This window comes from Buttiauxella cochleicola (assembly GCF_021282405.1).
In the GTDB taxonomy this organism is placed as follows: domain Bacteria; phylum Pseudomonadota; class Gammaproteobacteria; order Enterobacterales; family Enterobacteriaceae; genus Buttiauxella; species Buttiauxella massiliensis.
Map to the genome: position 1 here is coordinate 26,979 of NZ_JAJSOU010000009.1, position 23,938 is coordinate 50,916.

At 50.8% G+C, this 23,938-nt stretch carries 21 protein-coding genes; 15 read left to right on the forward strand and 6 right to left on the reverse strand.

All coding sequences use genetic code 11. The features are described 5' to 3' along the window. The first annotated feature begins 198 nt into the window (after positions 1-198). Entirely contained in the window at positions 199-606 is a 408-nt protein-coding gene (gene psiE, locus LVQ79_RS13410) for a phosphate-starvation-inducible protein PsiE (RefSeq protein ID WP_134186069.1), read from the forward strand. A gap of 94 nt (positions 607-700) precedes the next feature. Here psiE and malG read toward each other — a convergent pair whose 3' ends face one another. The 3 genes from malG to malE all read right to left on the reverse strand — a co-directional run bounded on the left by malG (position 701) and on the right by malE (position 4,530). Beyond that, positions 701-1,591 carry a maltose ABC transporter permease MalG gene (gene malG / locus LVQ79_RS13415; RefSeq protein ID WP_134186071.1) on the reverse strand — a complete coding sequence of 297 codons (891 nt, stop codon included), beginning with the start codon at positions 1,589-1,591 and terminating at the stop codon, positions 701-703. A gap of 12 nt (positions 1,592-1,603) precedes the next feature. Then, positions 1,604-3,148, reverse strand: a complete 1,545-nt coding sequence (gene malF, locus LVQ79_RS13420; RefSeq protein WP_232865343.1) for a maltose ABC transporter permease MalF — start codon at positions 3,146-3,148, stop codon at positions 1,604-1,606. 191 nt (positions 3,149-3,339) lie between these two features. Beyond that, a complete protein-coding gene (gene malE, locus LVQ79_RS13425) occupies positions 3,340-4,530 on the reverse strand; it encodes a maltose/maltodextrin ABC transporter substrate-binding protein MalE (RefSeq protein WP_232865344.1) in 1,191 nt (396 codons plus the stop codon). Positions 4,531-4,923: 393 nt separating this feature from the next. Here malE and malK point away from each other — a divergent pair, with 393 nt between their 5' ends. From malK to ubiA, 5 genes are all read left to right on the forward strand, one after another. Then, complete coding sequence (gene malK, locus LVQ79_RS13430) at positions 4,924-6,033, forward strand: maltose/maltodextrin ABC transporter ATP-binding protein MalK (protein WP_064515357.1); 1,110 nt, start codon at positions 4,924-4,926, stop codon at positions 6,031-6,033. Between the two features lie 45 nt (positions 6,034-6,078). Continuing rightward, entirely contained in the window at positions 6,079-7,395 is a 1,317-nt protein-coding gene (locus LVQ79_RS13435; protein ID WP_232865345.1) for a maltoporin, read from the forward strand. Positions 7,396-7,542: 147 nt separating this feature from the next. Continuing rightward, the gene (malM, locus tag LVQ79_RS13440) at positions 7,543-8,496 is read left to right on the forward strand and encodes a maltose operon protein MalM (RefSeq protein WP_232865346.1); all 954 of its coding nucleotides are present in this window, start codon (positions 7,543-7,545) and stop codon (positions 8,494-8,496) included. Positions 8,497-8,795: 299 nt separating this feature from the next. Next, entirely contained in the window at positions 8,796-9,305 is a 510-nt protein-coding gene (gene ubiC / locus LVQ79_RS13445) for a chorismate lyase (RefSeq protein ID WP_232865347.1), read from the forward strand. Beyond that, positions 9,305-10,177 carry a 4-hydroxybenzoate octaprenyltransferase gene (gene ubiA, locus LVQ79_RS13450; protein ID WP_064515365.1) on the forward strand — a complete coding sequence of 291 codons (873 nt, stop codon included), beginning with the start codon at positions 9,305-9,307 and terminating at the stop codon, positions 10,175-10,177. The genes ubiC and ubiA overlap by 1 nt, the downstream gene beginning before the upstream one ends. A 172-nt stretch (positions 10,178-10,349) precedes the next feature. On the opposite strand, the gene plsB is transcribed toward ubiA, so the two are convergent. Further along, the gene (gene plsB, locus LVQ79_RS13455) at positions 10,350-12,779 is read right to left on the reverse strand and encodes a glycerol-3-phosphate 1-O-acyltransferase PlsB (RefSeq protein WP_232865348.1); all 2,430 of its coding nucleotides are present in this window, start codon (positions 12,777-12,779) and stop codon (positions 10,350-10,352) included. A 126-nt stretch (positions 12,780-12,905) separates the two neighbouring features. Here plsB and LVQ79_RS13460 point away from each other — a divergent pair, with 126 nt between their 5' ends. The 4 genes from LVQ79_RS13460 (at position 12,906) to LVQ79_RS13475 (ending at position 15,764) form a co-directional block, all read left to right on the forward strand. Further along, entirely contained in the window at positions 12,906-13,274 is a 369-nt protein-coding gene (locus tag LVQ79_RS13460) for a diacylglycerol kinase (RefSeq protein WP_064515369.1), read from the forward strand. A 108-nt stretch (positions 13,275-13,382) separates the two neighbouring features. Continuing rightward, positions 13,383-13,991, forward strand: a complete 609-nt coding sequence (gene lexA / locus LVQ79_RS13465) for a transcriptional repressor LexA (protein ID WP_064515371.1) — start codon at positions 13,383-13,385, stop codon at positions 13,989-13,991. Between the two features lie 74 nt (positions 13,992-14,065). Beyond that, the gene (gene dinF / locus LVQ79_RS13470) at positions 14,066-15,397 is read left to right on the forward strand and encodes an MATE family efflux transporter DinF (RefSeq protein WP_232865349.1); all 1,332 of its coding nucleotides are present in this window, start codon (positions 14,066-14,068) and stop codon (positions 15,395-15,397) included. A 157-nt stretch (positions 15,398-15,554) separates the two neighbouring features. After that, complete coding sequence (locus LVQ79_RS13475) at positions 15,555-15,764, forward strand: CsbD family protein (protein ID WP_034492637.1); 210 nt, start codon at positions 15,555-15,557, stop codon at positions 15,762-15,764. 87 nt (positions 15,765-15,851) lie between these two features. Here the strand turns inward: LVQ79_RS13475 and zur are convergent, their stop codons facing one another. Beyond that, entirely contained in the window at positions 15,852-16,367 is a 516-nt protein-coding gene (zur, locus tag LVQ79_RS13480) for a zinc uptake transcriptional repressor Zur (RefSeq protein ID WP_151994223.1), read from the reverse strand. Positions 16,368-16,472: 105 nt separating this feature from the next. Between zur and LVQ79_RS13485 the strand changes: the two genes are divergently transcribed. From LVQ79_RS13485 to dusA, 3 genes are all read left to right on the forward strand, one after another. Continuing rightward, complete coding sequence (locus tag LVQ79_RS13485; RefSeq protein ID WP_232865350.1) at positions 16,473-16,976, forward strand: cupin domain-containing protein; 504 nt, start codon at positions 16,473-16,475, stop codon at positions 16,974-16,976. Between the two features lie 171 nt (positions 16,977-17,147). Beyond that, positions 17,148-18,455 carry a conjugal transfer protein TraF gene (locus LVQ79_RS13490; RefSeq protein ID WP_232865351.1) on the forward strand — a complete coding sequence of 436 codons (1,308 nt, stop codon included), beginning with the start codon at positions 17,148-17,150 and terminating at the stop codon, positions 18,453-18,455. Between the two features lie 94 nt (positions 18,456-18,549). Next, entirely contained in the window at positions 18,550-19,548 is a 999-nt protein-coding gene (dusA, locus tag LVQ79_RS13495) for a tRNA dihydrouridine(20/20a) synthase DusA (RefSeq protein ID WP_232865352.1), read from the forward strand. A 213-nt stretch (positions 19,549-19,761) separates the two neighbouring features. On the opposite strand, the gene LVQ79_RS13500 is transcribed toward dusA, so the two are convergent. Continuing rightward, on the reverse strand, positions 19,762-20,745 hold the full coding sequence (locus tag LVQ79_RS13500) for a quinone oxidoreductase (RefSeq protein ID WP_232865353.1): 984 nt from the start codon (positions 20,743-20,745) through the stop codon (positions 19,762-19,764). A gap of 78 nt (positions 20,746-20,823) precedes the next feature. Between LVQ79_RS13500 and dnaB the strand changes: the two genes are divergently transcribed. Together dnaB and alr are read left to right on the forward strand one after the other, a co-directional pair. After that, complete coding sequence (gene dnaB / locus LVQ79_RS13505; protein WP_034492420.1) at positions 20,824-22,230, forward strand: replicative DNA helicase; 1,407 nt, start codon at positions 20,824-20,826, stop codon at positions 22,228-22,230. Between the two features lie 164 nt (positions 22,231-22,394). Continuing rightward, complete coding sequence (alr, locus tag LVQ79_RS13510; RefSeq protein WP_232865354.1) at positions 22,395-23,474, forward strand: alanine racemase; 1,080 nt, start codon at positions 22,395-22,397, stop codon at positions 23,472-23,474. The last annotated feature ends 464 nt before the right edge of the window (positions 23,475-23,938 follow it).

Below are 23,938 nucleotides of genomic sequence, written 5' to 3' on the forward strand. Positions count from 1 at the left end.
AGGATGGGTGATCGGAGGTTTTCCTTTCACCGCTTCGGTAATTTCATTTATCACTGAATACCTGGTGAACGGAACCGTCACCAATCTGCCATAAGGACCATCCTCCGGCAGCGAACGGTTATATAAGTAAATAATTGAGATCAAGATCACATTTTTAACGTATAACAACACCTCTATACCAGAACACGAGGCGTTCCTATGACAACCACCCCCGGCGTTGAGCTCATCGCTAAAGTTATGCAAATGGTCCTCAATCTGGCGTTGCTTGCGCTTGGCTTAATCCTCATCATCTTCCTGGGTAAAGAAACGCTGCATTTAGCCACATCGTTGTTTGCACCCACCGATCAAGCCAGCAAGTACCAGCTGATTGAAGGGCTGGTGGTTTACTTCCTGTACTTCGAATTTATCGCGTTGATCGTTAAATACTTTCAGTCGGGTTATCACTTTCCGCTGCGCTACTTTATCTATATCGGCATCACCGCCATTGTGCGCCTCATCATCATTGACCATAAAGATCCGCGCGATGTGCTGATTTACTCCGGAGCAATCCTGGTGCTGGTGATTACGTTGTGGCTGTGTAATAGCAATCGCTTAAAACGAGAATAAAAAAAGGCGGCCTAAGGGCCGCCATAAGTAAATCCAAGGTCAAATGAGGGGTACAGTGGCATTACATCAGGTAGAGCAATAACAACAGGAAATCTTAACCTTTCACCCCTCCAGCCGTCAGGCCGCTCACCAGCCAGCGTTGCGCCAGTAAGAACACGACAGTAATCGGGATTGCAGAGAGCACGGCTGCTGCGGCAAAGTCGCCCCACAGGTAGTTTTGTGGGTTGAGATATTGCTGCATACCTACTGCCAGGGTGTAGCTGTTAACATCGCGCAACAGCAACGACGCCACTGGCACTTCGGTAATTGCGGCGATAAACGACAGAATAAACACCACCGCCAGAATCGGTACGGAAAGTGGCAGTAACACCAGGCGGAAGGCTTGCCATGGGGTTGCGCCGTCCAGTGCTGCCGCTTCTTCCAGCGAATTATCAATCGTTTCGAAATAGCCCTTAATCGTCCACACATGCAGTGCGATACCGCCAAGATAGGCGAAGATCACCCCACCATGTGTATTCAAACCGATAAACGGAATGTACTGGCCGAGGCGGTCAAACAAGGCGTACAACGCCACCAGTGACAGCACCGCCGGGAACATCTGGAAAATCAGCATCCCTTTCAGCAGTGTGGCTTTGCCAGGGAAGCGCATACGGGCAAAAGCGTAGGCACAAGTGGTGGAAAGCGTCACGATACCCAGCGCAGTAATCGCCGCGATTTTGATCGAGTTCCACAACCATAACAGCACCGGGAACGGCGGTGGCGTTACGCTGCCATCGGCATGTTGTACGCTGAAACCGAGCGCTAATTTCCAGTGTTCCCAGGAGATTTGATCCGGGATCAGGCTGCCTGTCGCGAAGTTACCCGGACGCAGTGAAATCGCAATAACCATCAGCAGCGGGAACATGATCGCGGCGATAAACAGTAGTAATAAAAGGTGCGTGGTAAATAAACGCAGCTTTTGAGATTTGGGTTGAACCATAGCCATGTTTGTTGCTCCTTAATCAAACTTCATGCGGGTGGCTTTCAGGTTAACAATCGCGAGTGCGCCAACCAGAATGAAGATAAGCGTGGCGATAGCCGCAGCTAAACCAAAGTCCTGACCGCCGCCGCCTTCAAAGGCGATGCGGTAGGTGTAGCTCACCAGCAAGTCCGTGTAGCCCGCAGGCGTGGTGGTTCCAAGGCGATCCGGACCACCGTTGGTTAACAGTTGAATCAGCACGAAGTTGTTAAAGTTAAAGGCAAAGCTTGCGATCATCAGCGGTGTCAGCGGCTTAATCAGCAGAGGCAGAGTAATCTTAAAGAAGTTCTGGAACGGGCCAGCACCATCCATTGCAGAGGCTTCGTATAGGTCGTCCGGAATCGCTTTCAGCAAGCCCATGCACAGAATCATCATGTACGGATAACCGAGCCAGGTATTCACGATAATTATCATTGAACGCGCAGTGGTCGGGTCGCTAAACCAGGCCGGTTTGATACCAAACAGTGAACTCAACATCATGTTGATTTCACCGAAACTTTGGTTGAACAAGCCTTTGAAAATCAGGATAGAAATAAACGATGGCACCGCGTAGGGCAGTATCAGCATCACGCGGTAAATTGCTTTGCCTTTCAGCGATTCCCACTGCACGACACACGCCAGAATCATGCCTACTGCAACGGTCAGAATCACGGTAAGGATTGAGAAAATTACAGTCCAGACGAAGATGGCCATGAAAGGCTTTTGAATCCCTTCATCGTGGAATACACGCAGGAAGTTCTTCCAGCCGATAGTCACGGTGTAGCCTGGGCTTAACTGCTCATTGCCCCAGTTACCGTCGGCATTTACAGACTGGTAGAAACCAATGCTGTTATTCGGGCGGTACTTCACGCCGCTTTGGTTATTGGTCAGTTCACCCTTTTCACCTTCAGTGTAAAGCGGGCGTGTGCCGGAGAACTGGCGCAGGGAGCTCATGGTCAGCGTGCTTTCATCAGGCATTTCAGCCGTGATTTGCGTCAGCGCCGCACGGTTTTGCGTAATCACGCGCAGATTCGCTTTCTCACCCGCAGGAAGAGCATCGGCGTCTTTCAGTTTCAGGTGTTGAACACCACCAAACTTAAAGGTATCAGAGATAAAATTCTTGCCTGACTCGCCGTCAGTCAGCGCGAGTTGCCATTCATCGCCCGCCGGGTAAAGGCCAAAGTTAAAGGTTTTTCCCGCCTGATATTGGCGGTCCATCAGCACCTGCTGTGCGCGTTCTTGAGTCAGTTGGTTGGTGCTGCTGTAGTTGGTGAAAGCAATGGCGATGGTACAAACCAGTGGGAACAGAACAAACAGCCCCATGCCAGCAAGGCCCGGGTAAACATAGCGCCAGGCGTAAGCCTTACGATTTGCATAAATGTATAAGCCAAGTGAGCTTAAAATCAGCGTCATAATGGCGAACAGGTACTCCCCCTGGGCGTACATTAATACGACAAGATAACCAACCAGCAGTCCCATCAGGCCGATGACTGACCATTTCAGTGCATCGCTTTGCCACCAGTGGTTCTTTTTAACTACATCCATGGGGTCTTCCTCTATACCCTTCATACTTCCAGTTGCCTCTTTGTTGGCTGTGAGAACTCGCCCAAATCACTTAGTTTACTAAGCTCATTAGGACTCATTCTCTTGCCGCCTCGGTGCAACTCGAATTATTTTGGGTATCTAATCATATTATTATTTTCCCTCTCTTTTCAGAGAGGGAATTGACCAGATACTTACTTAGTAATACGTCCCTGAGCATCTTTCAACGCTTCATCAACAGTCTGACGACCGCTAACTGCGTTGATGACGGCGGTGCGAACGGCATACCAGAACGCAGACATTTGCGGCACGTTCGGCATGATTTCGCCTTTCTGGGCGTTATCCATAGTGGCGGCGATACGTGGGTCTTTCGCCAGTTGATCCTGGTAGGATTTCAGTGCAACGGCACCCAATGGCTTGTCTTTGTTAACGTCAGCCAGGCCCTGATCGGTCAGCAGGTAGTTTTCCAGGAACTCTTTCGCCAGTTCTTTGTTAGGGCTGGCGGCGTTGATACCGGCACTGAGCACACCAACGAACGGTTTAGATGCTTTGCCTTTGAAGGTTGGCAACAGCGTTACGCCGTAATTGATTTTGCTCTTATCAATGTTGGACCATGCCCACGGGCCGTTGATAGTCATCGCGGTTTCGCCTTTGTTAAAGGCAGCTTCTGCGATGGAGTAATCGGTATCCGCGTTCATCTCTTTATTTTTAATCATGTTGACCAGGAAGCTCAGGCCAGCTTTCGCACCTGCACTATCCACGCCCACATCTTTCACGTCGTATTTGCCGTTTTCGAGTTTGAACGCATAACCACCGTCAGCAGCGATAAGCGGCCAGGTGAAGTACGGTTCTTGCAGGTTGAACATCAACGCACTCTTACCTTTCGCTTTCAGCTGCTTATCGAGTGCTGGGATCTCTTCCCAGGTTTTCGGCGGATTAGGTACGAGGTCTTTGTTGTAAATCAGAGAGAGTGCTTCAACCGCAACTGGGTAAGCGATGATTTTGCCGTTGTAACGAACCGCGTCCCAGGTAAACGGATAGAGTTTGTCCTGGAAAGCTTTATCTGGAGTGATTTCGGCCAGCAGGCCAGATTGCGCATAACCACCGAAACGGTCGTGTGCCCAGAAGATGATGTCCGGGCCATCGCCAGTTGCCGCAACTTGTGGGAATTTTTCTTCCAGTTTGTCCGGGTGTTCGATGGTGACTTTAATACCGGTGTCTTTCTCAAACTTCTTACCCACTTCAGCAAGGCCGTTATAGCCTTTGTCACCATTAATCCAGATGACCAGTTTGCCTTCTTCTATTTTTGCCAGTGCAGAGGCGGAAAACATCATCGTTGTCAGGGCAGACAGAGCGAGGATGCGGGCGCCAGTTTTAATTTTCATATTTATTCCCATCCTTTGAATGGTGGTTTGCTATGCGCGTGGATACATCAAGGTCAAGGTAGTGGCGTTACGGATGCCAGTTTGCGCAGATGGCAAGTGCTTCTCATCCTCCTTAGCCCTACGCCCCCACCCTGGTATCTGTGATCTGCATTCCATAACTGACAGTTATGTGTACCAGAGCACACAAAACCACCCAGAAATTTGAAACCACGATCACGAAAAACTGTCGCGCCTGCTGTAACCGGTTGCAGAAACTCGCTTCTCATCCTCCCGCCTCCTCCCCCATTAAAAACAGCAGGGTGGAGGATTCACGAAATGTATAGATCATTCATAGTCCGACACATCTTGAATCACCTGCCGTTTAGCAGAGTGACGGAATGAAGGGAGAAGTACATGGCAAGCGTACAGCTACGGAACGTAACGAAAGCCTGGGGTGATGTGGTGGTATCGAAAGATATCAACCTCGACATTCAAGAAGGTGAGTTCGTGGTTTTTGTTGGACCGTCAGGCTGCGGTAAATCCACACTGTTACGCATGATTGCGGGTCTGGAAACGATCACCAGCGGTGATTTATTCATTGGTGATACTCGCATGAACGACATCCCTCCCGCTGAGCGTGGCGTCGGCATGGTATTCCAGTCTTATGCTCTTTATCCCCATCTCTCCGTTGCTGAAAACATGTCCTTCGGCCTGAAGCTTGCTGGTGCCAAGAAAAGCGATATCAATCAGCGTGTCACCCAGGTTTCAGAAACTTTACAACTGGGACATTTATTAGAACGTCGCCCGAAAGCACTTTCTGGTGGACAGCGTCAGCGCGTAGCTATTGGCCGTACGCTGGTGGCTGAACCGCGTGTATTCCTGCTTGATGAACCTCTTTCAAACCTTGATGCGGCACTGCGTGTGCAGATGCGTATTGAGATTTCCCGACTGCATAAGCGCCTTGGTCGCACCATGATTTACGTCACCCACGACCAGGTTGAAGCGATGACGCTTGCCGACAAAATTGTGGTGCTGGACGCAGGCCGCGTCGCGCAGGTGGGTAAACCACTCGAGCTATATCACTACCCGGCGGATCGTTTTGTTGCGGGTTTTATTGGCTCGCCAAAAATGAACTTCCTGCCAGTAAAAGTCACCGCTACTGCCATTGATCAGGTGCAGGTTGAATTACCGAACCGCCAGCAAGTCTGGCTGCCGGTGGAAAGCAAAGAAGTTCAGGTCGGTGCCAACATGTCCCTTGGTATTCGCCCGGAACACCTACTGCCAAGCGACATCGCTGACGTCACTCTCGAAGGCGAAGTACAGGTTGTTGAACAGCTTGGTCATGAAACTCAGATTCATATCCAAATCCCCGCCATCCGTCAGAACCTGGTGTACCGCCAGAATGACGTGGTGTTGGTAAAAGAGGGTGCCACATTCGCTATTGGCTTGCCGCCAGAGCGTTGCCATCTGTTCCGAGAAGATGGCACCGCATGTCGTCGGTTGCATCAAGAGCCAGGTGTTTAAGCATTCCCATAAAAAAGAAAAGCAATGATCTCAGGAGATAGAACGATGATTACTCTGCGCAAACTCCCACTGGCAGTCGCCGTAGCAGCAGGCGTTATGTCTGTTCAGGCTCTGGCTGTGGATTTCCACGGTTATGCCCGTTCTGGTATCGGCTGGACCGGTAGCGGCGGCCCGCAAGAATGTTTCCAGGCAACTGGTGCTCAGTCTAAATATCGTCTGGGTAACGAGTGCGAAACGTACGCGGAAATTAAATTAGGTCAGGAAGTCTGGAAAGAAGGCGATAAGAGCTTCTATTTCGACTCCAACATTGCCTATAACTCTCCGCAGTTGAATGACTGGGAAGACACCAACACCCCGGCGATTCGCGAATTCAACGTGCAGGGTAAAAACCTGATCGACTCGTTGCCTGGCGCAAACATGTGGGCTGGTAAGCGTTTCTACCAACGTCACGACGTTCACATGATCGACTTCTACTACTGGGATATTTCTGGTCCTGGTGCAGGTCTGGAAAACATTGACGTAGGTGCAGGTAAACTTTCCTTCGCAGCAACTCGTTCTTCTGAGTCAGGCGGTTCTTCAGCGTTCGGCGATCGCGACCCGGTAACCGGCGAACGTACTTACAACAACAAAGTTCCAAACGACGTATTTGACGTGCGTTGGGCTGGTATTGAAACTAACCCTGGCGGCACACTGGAACTGGGTGTTGACTACGGTCACACCAACATTCCTGACGACTACTACCTGCAACCAGGTGCGTCGAAAGATGGTTGGATGGGGACCCTTGAACATACGCAAAGTATGATGAAAGGCTTCAACAAATTCGTTGTGCAGTATGCAACTGACTCTATGACTTCGCAGGGCAAAGGCCAGGCGCAGGGCGGTAGCGTAAACAACGACGGCAGCATGATTCGTGTTCTCGACCACGGCGCGATCACTCTGGCTGACCAATGGGACCTGATGTACGTTGCGATGTACCAGAACCTGGATATGGATGATAACCAGGGTACTGAATGGTACACCGTAGGTGTGCGCCCAATGTACAAATGGACGCCAATCATGAGTACCTTGCTGGAAGTTGGCTACGACAACGTGAAATCCCAGGAAACTGGCGACCGTAACGGTCAGTACAAAATCACCCTGGCACAACAATGGCAGGCAGGCGACAGCATCTGGTCACGTCCGGCACTGCGTCTGTTCGCAACTTACGCCAAATGGGATGAGAAATGGGGTTACGCGAAAGATGCCAACGGCGACAACACTCGCTTTGCTATCTCTGACTCTACCGGTAACGGCAACTTCTCTACCAGCCGTGGCGATGACGACGAATTCACCTTCGGTGCCCAGATGGAAATCTGGTGGTAATACAGCATTAACCTGAAGTGAAGAAATGATGGGGAGTTCGCCACTGAACTCCCCATCATGATTACCCTCTATGCCAATGCTTGTTTCGATGGAAAGCGCTATTGCCTGGCCAACTTTCCACCGATTTCCCATTCGAGGTCTATAAAAATGAAAATGAAAAAAAGTCTCCTCGCACTCTGCCTTTCTGCAGGGTTGCTCGCCAGCGTTCCCGGAATCAGTCTGGCAGATATCAATATCGTTCCGCAGGATGTTTCTGCCGCGCCGTCAATTCCTGAATCTGCATTACAAAATCTTGTCTGGACGCCGGTTACCCAAAACAAACTGCATACCACAAACCTTGCGACTGGCGGACAGTCTCTGGGTGTCGCTGACATTATTGGTCCGGTAGCGGCTTACAGCGTTCCGGCGGGTATTGGTGAACTGACTATTACCCTTACCAGCGTCGTTGAAAAAGATACGGTCTTCGCGCCAAACGTACTGGTTTTGGATCAAAACCTGCGCCCGGCTGCATACTTCCCAAGCAGTTTCTTTGCCTACCAGGAACCAGGCGTGATGTCTGATAACCGCCTGGAAGGGACGTTTAAATTAACGCCAGCATTGGGGCAGCAAAAACTCTATTTATTGGTCTTCACCACCAGTAAAGATGCACAACAAACCACGAAGATGATTGATCCGGCCAAAGCCTATGCCAAGGGCAATGGCAACGCGATCCCAGATATTCCAGACCCAATTGCGAGCCATGGCACGACGGGAACGCTGAAATTGCGGGTAAAAACCTCTTCTGGTTCAAGCATTTTAGTGGGGCCACTCTTTGGTTCATCTGGTCCAGACCCTGTGACTGTGGGTAACACCGCAGCGCCTGCTACCGCTTATGCCGCACCTGTTGCAGCAACAGCTACTGCGCCTGTAGCCGCTCCGGCTCCTGCCGCGAAAAAAGAACCCGTGCTTAGCGATACAGAGAGCTACTTCAACCAGGCTATCAAAGATGCAGTAGCGAAAGGCGATGTTGATAAAGCCTTGAAACTGCTGGATGAAGCTGAACGCCTGGGATCGACTAGCGCCCGTAAAACCTTTATCAGCAGTGTAAAAGGCAAGGGGTGATGGTTTCCCCGCAGTGCTGATGTTTGAAGTTTGGTGCGCCTCCGGGCGCACCTTTTTTCCTTCGTCATCCTTCAAGCTGACTCTGCGTTGGCTGCGCTCAAAAACCCTCATCACTTACTTTAGTAAGCTCAGAGGGATTTTCTCTTTTGCCGCCTTGATTCAACTCGAATGATTTAGAAGGGTTAGCATTGTTCCCCGGCATTGTTCCCGGCATTGTTAAACGCTTGTGAGCTTTTCCCTGCCCCGCTATACCTATTCTGCGTTACAATGATTTTCGGTTTTGTTTCGGAGAAATTCCCATGTCTGACGCGCTTTCGCCATTGCGCGCCTTACGTTTTGAAGCTGCGATTCCAGAAGGGTTGAGTGCATCACTCCTTGACTGGCTGTTGCTTGAAGACTCAATGACCAAACGCTTTGAGCAGTATTGTTCCAGGGTTACTGCCCGCATTGTGCGTGAAGGTTTTTTCGAATCGCATGTCGTTCTTCCTGAAGCTAATATGTTGCCTGAGTCCAGCCGTTATTGGTTGCGCGAAGTTGTGCTTTGCGGTGACGATGTGCCCTGGCTTTTGGGGCGTACAGTGGTCCCTGAATCAACCCTTGAAGGACCAGAGCTTGCTTTACAAAGGCTCGGAACCACGCCGCTTGGACGCTACCTGTTTAGTTCATCTTCCCTGACACGGGATTTTATTGAGATTGGCCGCAGTTCGGAGCAGTGGGGGCGTCGTTCCCGCCTGAGATTAGCTGGAAAGCCGCTGGTGCTAACCGAGTTATTCCTTCCTGCTTCTCCGTTGTATCGAGAGGAAAAATAATGGAGTGGAGTCTGAAACAGGGTAAATGGCAGGCGTATCAACGTCTGATGCGACTTGATAAGCCAATTGGCTCGCTTTTGTTGTTATGGCCCACCCTATGGGCGCTGTGGCTTGCGACACCGGGAGTGCCTCCGCTAACCATTTTATGCGTGTTTATAGCCGGAGTCTGGATGATGCGCGCTGCGGGTTGCGTGGTAAATGACTACGCTGACCGCAAATTTGATGGTCACGTGAAACGCACGGCGCACAGGCCATTGCCGAGCGGGGCTGTAAGCGAGAAAGAAGCGCGTATCTTATTTGCGGTACTGGTAGTGCTTTCGTTTTTACTGGTACTGACGCTTAATACCATGACGATTTTATTATCGGTGGCGGGGTTAGCGCTTGCCTGGGTTTACCCGTTTATGAAGCGCTACACTCATTTGCCGCAAGTGGTGCTAGGGGCTGCATTTGGCTGGTCAATCCCGATGGCATTTGCCGCAGTGAGCGAGTCTGTTCCACTTAGCTGTTGGCTGATGTTTTTAACCAATATTTGCTGGGCTGTGGCTTATGACACGCAGTACGCAATGGTTGACCGCGATGACGATCTGAAAATCGGCATTAAATCCACAGCCATCTTATTTGGCCGTTATGACAATCTGATTATCGGTATTTTGCAGTTTACAGTGATGGTGTTGTTGGCGGTGATTGGCTGGTTAAACGGATTAGGTGGGGCGTTCTACTGGTCTATTGCGCTGGCGGGGATGCTCTTTGTCCATCAGCAACGGCTGACGGCGAATCGTGACCGTGATGCGTGTTTTAAAGCTTTCCTCAACAATAACTATGTTGGCCTGGTGCTGTTTATAGGGTTGGTGTTGAGTTACCTACACTTCTAATTATACCCATCGCCCTTCAAGTTGCAGGGTTGTTGGCTGCTCTCATTCACCCGAATCACTTACTTGAGTAAGCTCATCGGGATTCGTTCGATTGCCGCCTACCTGCATCTCGAAGTAGCTCGGGTATAAGAAACTAAATGGCGGATGACACTTCGTTTATCCGCCAGATTTTTTACTCGGTCGCAGCCTGCGACGTCGCACTTTCAATCGTCAAACGCACATCCGGCATGATCAGCTCTGCCAGCATCTGGTAGACCTTCATCGTTTCGGCGGGTTCTGCATCTCCGGTGTCGCTGATATAGCCTTCATCACGCAAGGTTAATACCAGCGAGGTGAATACAGCTTTATCGAAGAACTCCGGTGCATTAATGCCATGCAACACCGACAAACGTTGGGCAACGGTGCGGCTTTCGCGCTCCAGCGTCCCACGGTTAATCGATGGATTTGCACTCAGCAGCCAGAAAGTAATCGCGTAACGTTGCAGCGTTTCACGAACACCTGCCGCCAGAAGCTGCATAGTGCGTGAGCGTGCCGGGTTAATCACCACTTCTTCACCCGTAAGGGTAATCAGATCCTGACGAACCAGTTCATTAAGCAGCGCATCCATTTCACTGGCAAGTTCAGCTTTTTCCCAACGCAGGAACAACTCAGACTTCAGCATCGGGTAGAGCAGCTCAACCTGACGCAGAAGCTCGCTGCGGGAAATGTGGCGATGCTGCGTGATAATTGCAGCCAGCAGAGAAGGTAACACCAGCATATGCAGGATGTTGTTACGGTAGTAAGTCATCAGCACTGCCTGCTCACGCGGCAGAATGATGATGTCACCAATCGTATCTTTCTCTACTTCAAACTTATTCATCTGCAGCGCGTGTTCGATAAGCGCTTCTGCTGGCTGGTCTGGTGCGGTAGCGTCCGGTGAATACGGCACATTACGCAACAGGCTCAGGTAACAGTTGAGCTGTTCGGTCAGTTGTTCGCGCGTCAGTGAACGCTGGCGCGATGCCAGGAGCGCGGTACAGCACAGGTTCATGGCGTTTGCCGCGCCTGCATTGTTAATACGCACCATCAGTTCGGCAGCAATTTCATTAACCGTTGGCGTTAACCATGCCGGGCGGATGGCCTCAATCGGGTCGATTGAATCACGCCACTCAGGCACTCGCTGGTTGAGGAATGTCATCAACGGCATTGGTTCGCCGAAGTTAACATAGCCCTGGCCGAGGTTACGCAGCTTGCTCAGCCCACGTACCATCTGCATGAAGCTTTCTTTTTCTTTAGTCGCACCGCGCAGTTCTTTCGCGTAAGTCCCCACTTCCATTACATGCTCGTAGCCAATGTAAATCGGCACCAATGTAATTGGACGTGTACCGCCGCGCAGCATGGCCTGAATGGTCATCGACAGCGTGCCGGTTTTCGGGTCTAGCAAACGGCCGGTACGAGAACGGCCACCTTCCACAAAGTATTCAACGGAATAGCCACGGCTGAACAGCTCGCCAAGATATTCACGGAACACGGTGGAGTAGAGTTTGCTGCCCTTAAAGGTACGGCGAATAAAGAACGCGCCCAGGCGGCGGAAAATCGGGCCGGCTGGCCAGAAATTCAGGTTGATACCCGCTGCAATGTGCGGAGGAACCAGCCCCTGGTGATAGAGCACGTAAGACAGAAGCATGTAGTCCATGTGGCTGCGGTGGCAGGGCACATAGACAATCTCATGGCCGTCATGAGCCAGTTGGCGAACGCGTTCAGCATTGTGAACGTTAATGCCCTGGTACAAACGGTTCCACGTCAGACCTAATACGCGGTCGGTCAAACGAACGGCTTCATAAGAGAAGTTCGCCGCAATCTCTTCCATCAAGGCAACAGCATTTTGCTGCGCTTTTTCATGGGAGATTTTCTTGCTGCGCGCTTCATCTTCTACTGCACGGGCAATAGCTTTTGAAGCCAAAAGCTTATTGAACAGATCCTGACGTACCGGCAGACGCGGGCCAACAGTCGCTAAGCGCTGGCGAGCAAAGTGCATACGCGCCACGCGTGCCAGTTTTTGGGCGATTTTTTTGTCTGTACCGTGATCGGTTGCCATCTGGCGCAGCGAAACAGGTGCAGAGAACCGCACAAAGCTGTCGCGCCCAAGCCAGGAGACTGCGAAGAATTTCTGAATGCCGTTAAGCATCTTCAGTGGCGGGTTAACTTCGCCTTTTTCGCGACCCGGAGAGCGGCCAAACATCACCGATACCGGCACCATCTGCACATCCAGATTTGGATTGCTGCGGTGCAAGTCGAGATAATCATGGAACAGCTTGATCGACTCTTCTTTTGGCGTGTAATAAGTGAACACACGCGGGCCGCCATGGATAAAGACATAGCGCGGCAATACCGCACCGTCGATCTCTAACGGCTCGAGAGGGTCGGGCAAGTTGTGCGCGAGGCATTGCGCGCGCAGGGTTAATAAGTCCGCCTTTGAGTTATAAGGCAGAACGTACATTATTGGGCGTGTGGGATCTAAGCCCAGTTCGGCCTGTGGATCTGCCGGAATGGACTTGCTCTTTACCAGAACGCCTAATGGTAAATTAAGTAATTTGTAGTAGATTCTTGGCCAGCCTGACATAAACGATGTAAAGCCTCAGGTTAATGATGCAAATTCGCCGCAAGAATATCAGAATCTCACCCAGATTTCTGTGGCGTTATAATTTTGACAAGCATTGATGCAAATAATTTGAAAAGGTTTCCTAAAATGGCGAGCAGTACCACTGGACTTACCCGTATCATCAAAGCCGCAGGCTACTCATGGAAAGGGCTCAAAGCAGCCTGGATCAACGAAGCAGCTTTCCGCCAGGAAGGCGTTTCTGCTGTTATCGCCATTGCCATCGCATGTTGGTTAGATGTCGATCCCATTACCCGCATTCTACTTATCGGCTCAGTCGTGCTGGTCATGATTGTCGAGATCCTCAATAGCGCTATTGAGGCACTTGTCGACCGTGTTGGCACTGATTATCACGAGCTTTCAGGACGCGCCAAAGATATGGGCTCGGCCGCTGTATTAATTTCAATTATCCTCGCAGTAATTACCTGGGTCACGCTGCTTTGGTCGCATTTGCGGTGATCTTTCCAGAATAGTTAAGTGCCTGGTTTTTTGCTTAATTTGTGGTTCCAAATTGACCTTTGACTGTATATACTCACAGCATAACTGTATAAACACCCAGGGGGCGGAATGAAAGCGTTAACTACCAGGCAGCAAGAGGTGTTTGATCTTATTCGGGATCATATCAGCCAGACCGGCATGCCACCGACTCGTGCCGAGATTGCTCAACGTCTGGGGTTCCGTTCTCCGAACGCCGCTGAAGAGCATTTAAAAGCACTTGCCCGTAAAGGTGTGCTTGAAATTGTTTCTGGTGCATCCCGTGGTATCCGCCTGTTGGTGGAAGAAGTGACTGGTATTCCACTGGTTGGGCGTGTTGCTGCAGGTGAGCCACTCCTGGCACAGCAACATATCGAAGGCCATTACCAGGTTGATCCTTCACTGTTCAAACCAAATGCCGACTTCTTGCTGCGCGTCAGCGGTATGTCAATGAAAGACATCGGCATTATGGATGGCGACCTGCTTGCGGTTCATAAAACTCAGGATGTGCGTAATGGCCAGGTTGTTGTCGCGCGTATCGATGATGAAGTTACCGTTAAGCGCTTAAAACAACAGGGCAATACAGTTCATCTGCTGCCAGAAAACAGTGAGTTTGAACCGATCGTGGTAGACCTGCGCGAGCATAACTTCTCAATTGAAGGGCTGGCTGTTGGGGTTATTCGCAACGGCGACTGGCTGTAAAATCTCTTTAGGTGATGCGCATTTAGAATGCGCATCACTGCCTTAATTCTCTTTGATCTCCTTCAGGAGAGGTCATGCAATTATTCTCCACAGCGGATCGTGCGCTCTGGCGCCTCGCTTTACCCATGATTTTCTCCAACATTACTGTTCCGCTGCTTGGCCTTGTCGATACGGCTGTGATTGGTCATCTGGATAGTCCTGTTTACTTGGGCGGTGTTGCCATTGGTGCGACAGCAACCAGCTTCCTGTTTATGTTGCTGCTGTTTTTACGAATGAGTACCACAGGCTTAACTGCTCAGGCTTTTGGCGCCAATAATCCCTCAGCGTTAGCTCGTGCACTGGTGCAACCACTATTGCTGGCACTTGGGGCAGGGGTGGCAATTGTCTTACTGCGCGATCCCCTCATTTCACTCGCTTTACAAATTGTTGGTGGCAATCAGGATGTGCTCGTACAAGCACAACGCTTTCTTGAAATCCGCTGGCTAAGTGCGCCAGCCTCGCTTGCCAACCTGGTTCTACTAGGATGGTTGTTAGGGGTTCAATACGCACGAGCTCCGGTTATCTTGCTGGTAGTCGGCAATGTTCTGAATATCGTACTGGATGTGTGGCTGGTTATGGGGTTGCACCTTGATGTTCAAGGGGCGGCACTTGCGACTGTCACTGCTGAATACGCGACATTTTTCATCGGATTGCTGATGGTGAAGAAGGTTATGGGCATGCGTGGTATCAGCTTTGAGATGATTAAGCAGTCCTGGCGTGGCAATGTTCGGCGCTTACTGGCGCTCAATCGGGACATCATGTTGCGCTCGTTATTACTGCAAGTGTGCTTTGCATCAGTGACCATCTTTGGTGCGCGCTTAGGTAGCGAAATTGTCGCCGTCAATGCGGTATTAATGACGCTTCTGACGTTTACCGCTTATGCGCTTGATGGTTTTGCCTATGCCGTTGAAGCCCATTCCGGGCAAGCTTATGGCGCAAAGAATCGCGGCCAACTACTCGAGGTTTGGGGTGCTGCCTGTCGCCAGGCGGGTTTAGTCGCGCTCATGTTTGCCGTGGTGTATGCCCTATTTGGCGAGCAAATTGTTTCTCTTCTGACGTCCATTCCCCAATTACAGCTACAGGCCGATCGCTATCTCCACTGGCAGATTGTATTACCCGTAGTCGGTGTCTGGTGCTACTTGCTGGATGGGATGTTTATTGGCGCGACAAGGGGAGCTGAGATGCGTAATAGCATGGCGGTTGCCGCTGTTGGTTTCGGGCTAACGCTCTTCACGGTTCCGTATTTAGGCAACCACGGGTTATGGCTTTCTGTGGCGGTATTCCTTGCTCTGCGGGGGCTGGCGTTAGGTTGGATTTGGCGTCGTCACTGGCAGCAAAATAGCTGGTTTAACAACGTACAAAGTTAAGCCGTATGGTTAAAGATTCTTAGTTTTCTCCGTACCACCATATCCTTGACTACAATTATTATCACGTCCAGCAGATAGAGTGGTGTTGGCCAAATGGCAGCACATTGGACGTTGGTAATTTTTTAGCAGTTCTTCCCCGAACGATGAGGATATTATTATGAATAAAGACGAAATCGGCGGTAACTGGAAACAGTTTAAAGGCACAGTAAAAGAGAAATGGGGCAAACTGACTGACGATGATATGACTGTCATCGAAGGCAAACGCGATCAGCTTGTCGGTAAAATTCAAGAGCGTTATGGGTACGAAAAGGATAAGGCAGAGGAAGAAGTCGTTGATTGGGAAACTCGCAACAAATACCGTTGGTAATTAGTTTCCCTTAGATGTGTTAGTTCTCAAGGCTACCCTGCCCAGGTACATGGATGTACCGTTCCATTCAACTCAAATCCAACCAATCTAACGTGACTTCTTTTTACTCTGAATGGAGTGGTCATGCCCGCAAGCATCCGGGTGGCTACAAGCTTCAACTTCTGCACACGCGCTGCATAAACCATGCGCCTCAATAACGTTATGATGCAGAGCAAACCCTAACTGGGCCGCCAGTTGGTGCATGATATCTTCCACACCTTCCGCACTACGCTCCTTCACCGCACCACATCGATCACAAATAAACATCGCAGATGAGTGAGTTGGCTGATCGATAAGATTGCACAACACATAGCTGTTGGTGGACTCTACACGGTGTACAAAACCTTGTTCGAGCAGAAAATCGAGCGCACGATACACTGTCGGGGGTTTAGCTTGCGGTTCGCTGGCACGCAATAAATCCAGCAAATCATAAGCACTGATAGCGCCTGCTTGCTGAGTCAGCAAACGCAATACTTCAAGACGTTGTGGTGTCAGGCGCACATTACGCTGCTCGCATAGTTTTTCAGCCTGCGCTAACACGTTTTGTGAAGTCGTGATGTCCATCAGTATTCCCCTGTAGATTAGCCCTACACTTTATCACAACGCGCAAAAAACGCCGAGTGGTGCGCTTAGCCACAACCTTTTGAGATGACTATCCCGGAGTTTGTTATGAATAAACCTGATTGCATTCGCCACTGGAAGGAAATAGAAGGTGACGATGATTCGACTTATCCAGACAGCGCAGAGCGGTTTTCTATTGGCGCGCCACTGGCCCGCAAGCTGGGTCTTAATCGCCTGGGAATTCATCATGAGCGCCTGCTACCAGGTCGCCGCACATCTTATCCTCATGCTGAAAGCAGCGAAGAAGAGTTTGCTTATGTGCTCGAAGGGCATCCACAAGTGTGGATTAATGGGCACCTTTACCCACTTGAACCTGGCGATAGCGTTGGTTTCCCCGCTGGAACAGGTACCTGCCATACCTTTATCAACAACACAGAGCATGAAGTCCGACTGCTAATTGTGGGGGAGGCAAATAAAGCTGAGAATCGAATTTATTACCCGCTAAACCCAGGCTATGCCGCACAGCGACAGGATCGATGGATTGATCATCCCCCCCAATTTTTCGGCCCACATGACGGTCAGCCTTCACGAAAACCGAACGGTAAACTATAAATAAGTTTGCATGGAAATTTTGAACTCATAATCCTGAAGGATAGAAACGGGATTCCGATGGGCGAAACAGCCCACTTTTCAGCCTTTTATTCACAGCAATAGTCCGCCTCTGTTCAGTCATAACTGGCAGGGGCAGTTATTACATCTGATCAACAGACGGACGTGTGGTGAATGAAAAAAATGAAAACTTTGGCGGCGTTTAGCGCCGCATCTTTATTTATGGCAAATCACGCTTATGCGGCGGGCACATGGTCTGAAGCACGAAGTGATGCAATGGGTGGTACTGGTGTCGCTTCCGCGAGCTACGGAAGTGGGGTGCTTACGAACCCCGCGTTGCTGGCTAAGGCTAAGCAGGACGACACAGTGACGGTTATTCTACCGTCTGTGAGTGCGCAAATTACGGATAAAGATAATCTGCAGGATCAGATTGATGACATTAGCGATAAGGTTGATCAATACAAAAACGTTATCGACGATCTCACCCTGCAGGATATCCTTTTAAATCCAAATGGTTCGCTCAGCCAGTTTCAGAGTGCTGCGGGCGATCTGGCTGGTGAGCTGAATGATCTGAAAGGAAAAACGGCAAACGCGAAGGCGGGTGCCAGTATCGCAGTCAGTATTCCAAACGACGTGCTTTCAGTGGCTTTTGTCGCAAAAGCCTATGCGCGTGCGCATGTTAGTTCTTCCATCGATCAGCAAGATATCGATTATCTCAATAGCATCGCCGGTTCTCGGGCAGTGGCCGGGGGCGTTGCGTTTGATGCCGCTATTAATGGCTCCGATGTTATCACCAGCAATCTGAATTCTACTGCTTCTGGCCGTGCGGCTATTGTCTCTGACTATGGCGTGGCGCTTGCGAAGGAGTTTGATCTCGGTGGAGTGCCGGTTTCTTTTGGCGTCACACCGAAGTTGCAAAAAACCTGGCTCTATAACTACACCACCTCGATTTATAACTACGATAGCAGTGACTGGAATAGCAGCCGCTATCGCAATGATGATACCGGTTTCAATGTGGATGCGGGCCTGGCGGCCGATTTCGGCGAAAACTGGACGGTTGGTCTGAGCGGTCAGAACCTGATTTCGCGTGACATTGATACCAAAGATATTCTGATCACCAATGGCAGAACCGGTGAGACAACTAACTACAAAGACACGTACCAGATTCGTCCATTGGTGACGGCTGGTGTAGCCTGGCATAACGATCTCATCACCCTTAGCGCCGATGGTGATCTCACCGAAACCAAAGGCTTCAAAAGCGAAGAAGACTCGCAGTACGTTGGCGTCGGTGCAGAAATTACGCCGCTGCCATGGCTTGCCGTGCGTGCGGGTTATCGTGCCGACGTCAAATCAAACGACAGCAACGTCTTTACCGGCGGTGTTGGTTTTGCGCCATTTAATCGTGTTCATGTTGATTTAATGGGGCTATACGGCGAAGACCAGACATGGGGGGCCGGAGCGCAGCTTAGCGTTACCTTCTGATAAAAATAGCAGTCGGGACGAGCGGGTGTCCCGACGCTGCTTTATGCTATAGTAGCGACCCTTTTTTAACCGTAGCCCGTAAACGCCAGTGCCTATGTCCTCACAAATCAGCCAGACTCCTTTCCAGCCACATCGTTTCTCTATTGCGCCGATGCTTGACTGGACCGATCGCCACTGCCGTTATTTTTTGCGTCAGTTATCTAGCCAGACACTGCTGTACACCGAAATGGTGACAACCGGTGCAATTATTCATGGCAAAGGGGACTATCTGGCGTACAGCGAAGACGAGCATCCTATCGCGCTGCAATTAGGCGGTAGCGATCCGGCTGCATTGGCTATTTGCGCGAAACTGGCGCAAGAGCGCGGCTACGATGAAATTAACCTGAACGTGGGTTGCCCGTCAGATCGTGTGCAAAATGGCATGTTTGGCGCGTGTTTAATGGCGGACGCGCAGCGCGTTGCCGATTGTATTAAAGCGATGCGTGATGTGGTTTCTATTCCGGTTACTGTCAAAACGCGTATCGGCATTGACGACCAGGATAGCTACGAATTTCTCTGCGATTTTATTGGCACGGTAGCCGGGAAGGGTGAATGCGAGATGTTTATCATCCACGCCCGTAAAGCCTGGCTTTCTGGTTTAAGCCCGAAAGAAAACCGTGAAATTCCACCGCTGGATTACCCGCGTGTTTATCAGTTAAAGCGTGATTTCCCGCATCTGACGATGGCGATTAACGGTGGAATTAAAACGCTGGAAGAAGCTAAAACGCATCTGGAACATATGGACGGCGTAATGGTGGGGCGCGAAGCCTATCAAAACCCTGGCCTGCTGACGGCGGTTGACCGGGAGATTTTTGGTATTGATTCGCCGGAAATCGACACCGTTGCAGCGGTTCGTGCCATGTATCCGTACATTGAGCGTGAACTGGCAAACGGCACTTATTTAGGCCATGTCACTCGCCATATGTTGGGACTTTTCCAGGGTATTCCGGGTGCGCGCCAATGGCGTCGTTATCTGAGTGAAAATGCCCATAAAGCCGGTGCAGGAATCGACGTTGTGGAACATGCTTTGTCGTTGGTTGCGGATAAGCGCTAAATTTTAGCAGCAATAACCGTGTGAATTGCTCAGGTATTGCGGAGTTGATCACAACCTCGCATCTTTCTGGCTAAGTTCGCGGGCTGTGGGATATCAATTATTTACCAAACCTGACATTATTACCGGGTTGCAAAAAAACGAATTCATCGCGCTGTACCCTACATACAGAGCGAACAAAAAAGAATGGGCTTCCCTCGGGAGGCCCAAATTCTTTTATGGAATCAGCAAACTAGAACCTTGCGTGCTGCGGCTCTCAAGTGTTGCATGAGCCAGTGCAGCATCGCTCAGGGCAAACTTCTGGCTATCCGCCACATCCACTTTTATCACGCCGCTGGCAATCAACGAGAACAGCTCGTTGCACGCTTCTTCCAGCTCTTCACGCGTGGTGACGTAACCATTTAGTGACGGACGCGTAACATACAGCGAGCCTTTCTGGTTCAGGATCCCCAGATTCACGCCCGTCACCGGGCCGGAAGAGTTCCCAAAACTCACCATCAAACCTTGCCGTTGCAGGCAATCGAGCGACGATTCCCAAGTATCTTTCCCGACCGAGTCATAAACCACCGCCACTTTCTTGCCGCCGGTTATCTCTTTCACGCGTTCGACAAGATTCTCTTCGCGATAGTTAATGGTTTGCCAGGCTCCGGCTTTTTTGGCGCTTTCTGCTTTTTGCGCAGAACCGACAGTGCCAATTAATTTGGCACCCAGCGCTTTTGCCCACTGGCAGGCAATCAGCCCCACGCCGCCGGCTGCGGCATGGAACAAGAAAACTTCGTTGGCTTTAATATCGTAGGTTTTACGCAGCAGATAATAGACCGTCAGCCCTTTAAGGAAGGAAGCAGCAGCTTGTTCGAAAGAGATAGCGTCCGGGAGTTTTGCTACTTTATCTGCCGGTACGTTATGAACACTGCTGTAAGCGCCAAGTCCTGACTGTGCATAGACCACACGATCGCCAACTTTAATATGTGTTACCGCGCTGCCAATTTTACTGACTACGCCCGCAGCTTCAGTGCCGAGGCCGCTTGGTAGCATCGGAGGTGGGTATAAACCGCTGCGAATATAGGTGTCGATGTAGTTGATACCAATCGCTTTGTTCTCAACCTGGACTTCGTTTTCTGCGGGTGCGGTTGGGGTGAATTTAACAACTTTTAAGACTTCTGGTCCGCCGTGCTGACTAAATTCAATGCGTGTTGCCATGAGAACTCCTTCTGTTTCCTCGGAGGGAGATAGAGTAAACTCTCGTCTCTCTTATCTGATTTTGGTAACGCCCTCACTATGGCAGGAAATAAACCCTTCAACAAACCGAAAGAACCCCGCGATCGTCAGATGGAAGGGCTGAAAATGCCGCCACATTCTCTGGAAGCGGAGCAGTCGGTGTTGGGCGGTTTAATGCTGGACAACGAACGCTGGGATAACGTTTCCGAGCGCGTCGTGGCTAACGATTTTTTCAGCCGTCCACACCGCATGATCTTCACCGAAATGCAGCGTTTGCTCGAAATGAGCAAGCCAATCGACCTGATCACGCTTTCTGAATCTCTGGAACTTCAGGGCAACCTGGAAAGTGTCGGTGGTTTCGCCTATCTGGCCGAATTATCAAAAAATACGCCAAGTGCTGCGAACATTAGTGCCTATGCTGATATCGTGCGCGAACGTGCCGTAGTGCGTGAAATGATTTCTGTGGCGAATGAAATCGCCGATGCCGGTTACGACCCTCAAGGGCGAACCAGTGAAGATTTGCTCGACCTCGCCGAATCCCGTGTGTTCCAGATTGCTGAGAGCCGTGCGAATAAAGACGAAGGCCCGAAAAGTATCGACCAAATCCTCGAAGCGACAGTCTCGCGTATCGAAACGCTGTACCAGACGCCACATGATGGCGTAACGGGCGTCGACACCGGCTACCAGGACTTGAACAAGAAAACAGCGGGTCTGCAAAAATCGGATCTGATCATTGTGGCGGCGCGTCCGTCGATGGGTAAAACCACCTTTGCGATGAACTTGTGCGAAAACGCCGCGATGTTGCAGGAAAAACCGGTGCTGATTTTCAGCCTCGAGATGCCCGGCGAACAAATCATGATGCGTATGCTTGCGTCGCTGTCACGCGTCGACCAAACCAAAATCCGTACCGGCCAGCTTGATGATGAAGACTGGGCGCGAATTTCCAGCACCATGGGCATCTTGCTTGAAAAACGCAACATGTACATTGATGACTCCTCAGGCCTGACGCCAACGGAAGTGCGCTCCCGCGCGCGCCGTATCTACCGCGAACATGGTGGCCTGAGCCTTATCATGATCGACTACCTGCAATTGATGCGTGTGCCGTCGCTGTCCGACAACCGTACGCTGGAAATTGCCGAGATTTCGCGCTCACTAAAAGCGCTGGCAAAAGAGCTACAGGTGCCAGTAGTGGCGCTCTCGCAGTTGAACCGTTCTTTGGAACAACGTGCCGATAAACGCCCGGTGAACTCCGACTTACGTGAATCCGGCTCCATCGAGCAGGATGCCGACTTGATTATGTTTATCTATCGTGACGAAGTTTATAACGACAACAGTGACGAGAAAGGCATCGCGCAAATCATCCTCGGTAAGCAGCGTAACGGCCCAATCGGCACCGTGCGCCTGACGTTTAACGGGCAGTTCTCGCGTTTCGATAACTATGCAGGCCCTCAGTACGACGAAGACTAAATCCTCTTCATCCTTCGTGCCACAACTGTGTTGGCTGCGTTCACTCGCCCGAATCACTTACTTTAGTAAGCTCATCGGGACGAGTTCTCTTGCCGCCTTGTTGTGAAACGAATGATTTTGAGGATTTGTGGTATCCCATATTTAATTTTTAGCAAGGAACGAACATGCAAGCGGCAACCGTAAAAATTAACCGCCGCGCTCTGCGACATAATCTGCAACGCCTGCGCGAACTGGCTCCAGCCAGCCGTATGGTGGCGGTTGTGAAAGCAAACGCATATGGGCATGGTCTGCTGGAGACAGCCCAAACACTGACCGATGCTGATGCCTTCGGCGTGGCCCGTCTTGAGGAAGGTGTTCGCTTGCGTGCGGGTGGGATCACTCAGCCCATTCTGCTGCTGGAAGGCTTCTTTAATGCAAGCGACCTTGCGACCATTGCCGAGCAAAATTTCCAGACTGCCATCCACTGCATCGAACAGCTTGAAGCACTGGAACAGGCTGAGTTAAGCCATCCGATTACCGTGTGGATGAAACTGGATACCGGCATGCATCGGTTGGGTATCTTGCCTGAAGAAGCAGAGGCGTTTTATCAGCGTCTCTCCCGCTGCAAAAATGTCAGCCAGCCGGTGAATATCGTCAGCCATTTTGCCCGTGCAGATGAACCAGAATCTGACGCCACACTGCGCCAGCTCGATATTTTCAATTCGTTTACCGCGGGCAAGCCTGGAGAGCGTTCTATTGGCGCATCTGGTGGCATCCTGTTGTGGCCAGCCTCGCATATGGATTGGGTTCGCCCAGGCATTATCTTGTACGGCGTTTCTCCGTTGGAGCAACAATCGTGCGGCACAGATTTTGGTTGTCAGCCGGTGATGTCACTGACTTCCAGTCTGATTGCGGTGCGTGCGCACAAAGCCGGTGAAGCGGTCGGTTACGGCGGTACATGGATTGCCGAGCGCGATACTCGTCTGGGTGTGGTTGCTATTGGTTATGGAGATGGCTACCCGCGCGCAGCGCCTTCTGGCACCCCTGTGCTGGTGAATGGTCGTGAAGTGCCAATTGTCGGGCGTGTGGCGATGGACATGATTTGTGTCGATCTTGGCCCGCAGTCAGCAGACAAAGTGGGTGATAGCGTGGTGATGTGGGGCGATAGCCTGCCGGTTGAACGTATTGCTGAAATCACAAAAGTGAGTGCTTACGAACTTATCACGCGCCTGACGTCAAGGGTTGCTATGGAGTATCTGGACTAGTTTTCTGGCTTTCCCCCTCACCCTCGGGGCTGTCTCTTAGTCTCATCGTTTTAAGTTGGGAGACAGTTCCGTTCACCCGGTGTTCCGTGTTTCATATAGCGATTGAAGCCGGAACCAAAGGTCAACGTCAAAACCCAAAGACAGCACCGAGCGGGTTTTGACCTTGTACCCGGTATAAATTGCCCCCAGTGTTCCCCATAAATCAGGGTTGAGCTGCCGGGAGCAGCGAAAGAGAGCGATCCGCCGGGAGCGAGTCGCGAACGACCCTGATGTTGGGGATAAGCTGGGGTTTACCGCGCAGCGGCAATTTAATGACCGGGCGCCAGGATTATCAAGGAGAGGGCGTTCTCTCCTTGATACGTTCACCGTTTTCGGGAATGAAAGAGATAACTGAACGCACGGGTGAACGGAAAATCAACGAGGCTTAAAGATCTCACCCTGACAAGATTGCCTGAGTGAGTTGT

Bases quoted from the DNA above. Each gene is read 5' to 3' on its own strand.
- psiE (WP_134186069.1), top strand. From the start codon at position 199: ATGACAACCACCCCCGGCGTTGAGCTCATCGCTAAAGTTATGCAAATG.
- dusA (WP_232865352.1), top strand. From the start codon at position 18,550: ATGTCCTCACAAATCAGCCAGACTCCTTTCCAGCCACATCGTTTCTCT.
- ubiC (WP_232865347.1), top strand. From the start codon at position 8,796: ATGTCTGACGCGCTTTCGCCATTGCGCGCCTTACGTTTTGAAGCTGCG.
- alr (WP_232865354.1), top strand. From the start codon at position 22,395: ATGCAAGCGGCAACCGTAAAAATTAACCGCCGCGCTCTGCGACATAAT.
- LVQ79_RS13500 (WP_232865353.1), bottom strand. From the start codon at position 20,745: ATGGCAACACGCATTGAATTTAGTCAGCACGGCGGACCAGAAGTCTTA.
- LVQ79_RS13435 (WP_232865345.1), top strand. From the start codon at position 6,079: ATGATTACTCTGCGCAAACTCCCACTGGCAGTCGCCGTAGCAGCAGGC.
- malG (WP_134186071.1), bottom strand. From the start codon at position 1,591: ATGGCTATGGTTCAACCCAAATCTCAAAAGCTGCGTTTATTTACCACG.
- ubiA (WP_064515365.1), top strand. From the start codon at position 9,305: ATGGAGTGGAGTCTGAAACAGGGTAAATGGCAGGCGTATCAACGTCTG.
- LVQ79_RS13460 (WP_064515369.1), top strand. From the start codon at position 12,906: ATGGCGAGCAGTACCACTGGACTTACCCGTATCATCAAAGCCGCAGGC.
- LVQ79_RS13485 (WP_232865350.1), top strand. From the start codon at position 16,473: ATGAATAAACCTGATTGCATTCGCCACTGGAAGGAAATAGAAGGTGAC.
- LVQ79_RS13490 (WP_232865351.1), top strand. From the start codon at position 17,148: ATGAAAAAAATGAAAACTTTGGCGGCGTTTAGCGCCGCATCTTTATTT.
- malK (WP_064515357.1), top strand. From the start codon at position 4,924: ATGGCAAGCGTACAGCTACGGAACGTAACGAAAGCCTGGGGTGATGTG.
- dnaB (WP_034492420.1), top strand. From the start codon at position 20,824: ATGGCAGGAAATAAACCCTTCAACAAACCGAAAGAACCCCGCGATCGT.
- plsB (WP_232865348.1), bottom strand. From the start codon at position 12,779: ATGTCAGGCTGGCCAAGAATCTACTACAAATTACTTAATTTACCATTA.
- lexA (WP_064515371.1), top strand. From the start codon at position 13,383: ATGAAAGCGTTAACTACCAGGCAGCAAGAGGTGTTTGATCTTATTCGG.
- dinF (WP_232865349.1), top strand. From the start codon at position 14,066: ATGCAATTATTCTCCACAGCGGATCGTGCGCTCTGGCGCCTCGCTTTA.
- malM (WP_232865346.1), top strand. From the start codon at position 7,543: ATGAAAATGAAAAAAAGTCTCCTCGCACTCTGCCTTTCTGCAGGGTTG.
- LVQ79_RS13475 (WP_034492637.1), top strand. From the start codon at position 15,555: ATGAATAAAGACGAAATCGGCGGTAACTGGAAACAGTTTAAAGGCACA.
- malE (WP_232865344.1), bottom strand. From the start codon at position 4,530: ATGAAAATTAAAACTGGCGCCCGCATCCTCGCTCTGTCTGCCCTGACA.
- malF (WP_232865343.1), bottom strand. From the start codon at position 3,148: ATGGATGTAGTTAAAAAGAACCACTGGTGGCAAAGCGATGCACTGAAA.
- zur (WP_151994223.1), bottom strand. From the start codon at position 16,367: ATGGACATCACGACTTCACAAAACGTGTTAGCGCAGGCTGAAAAACTA.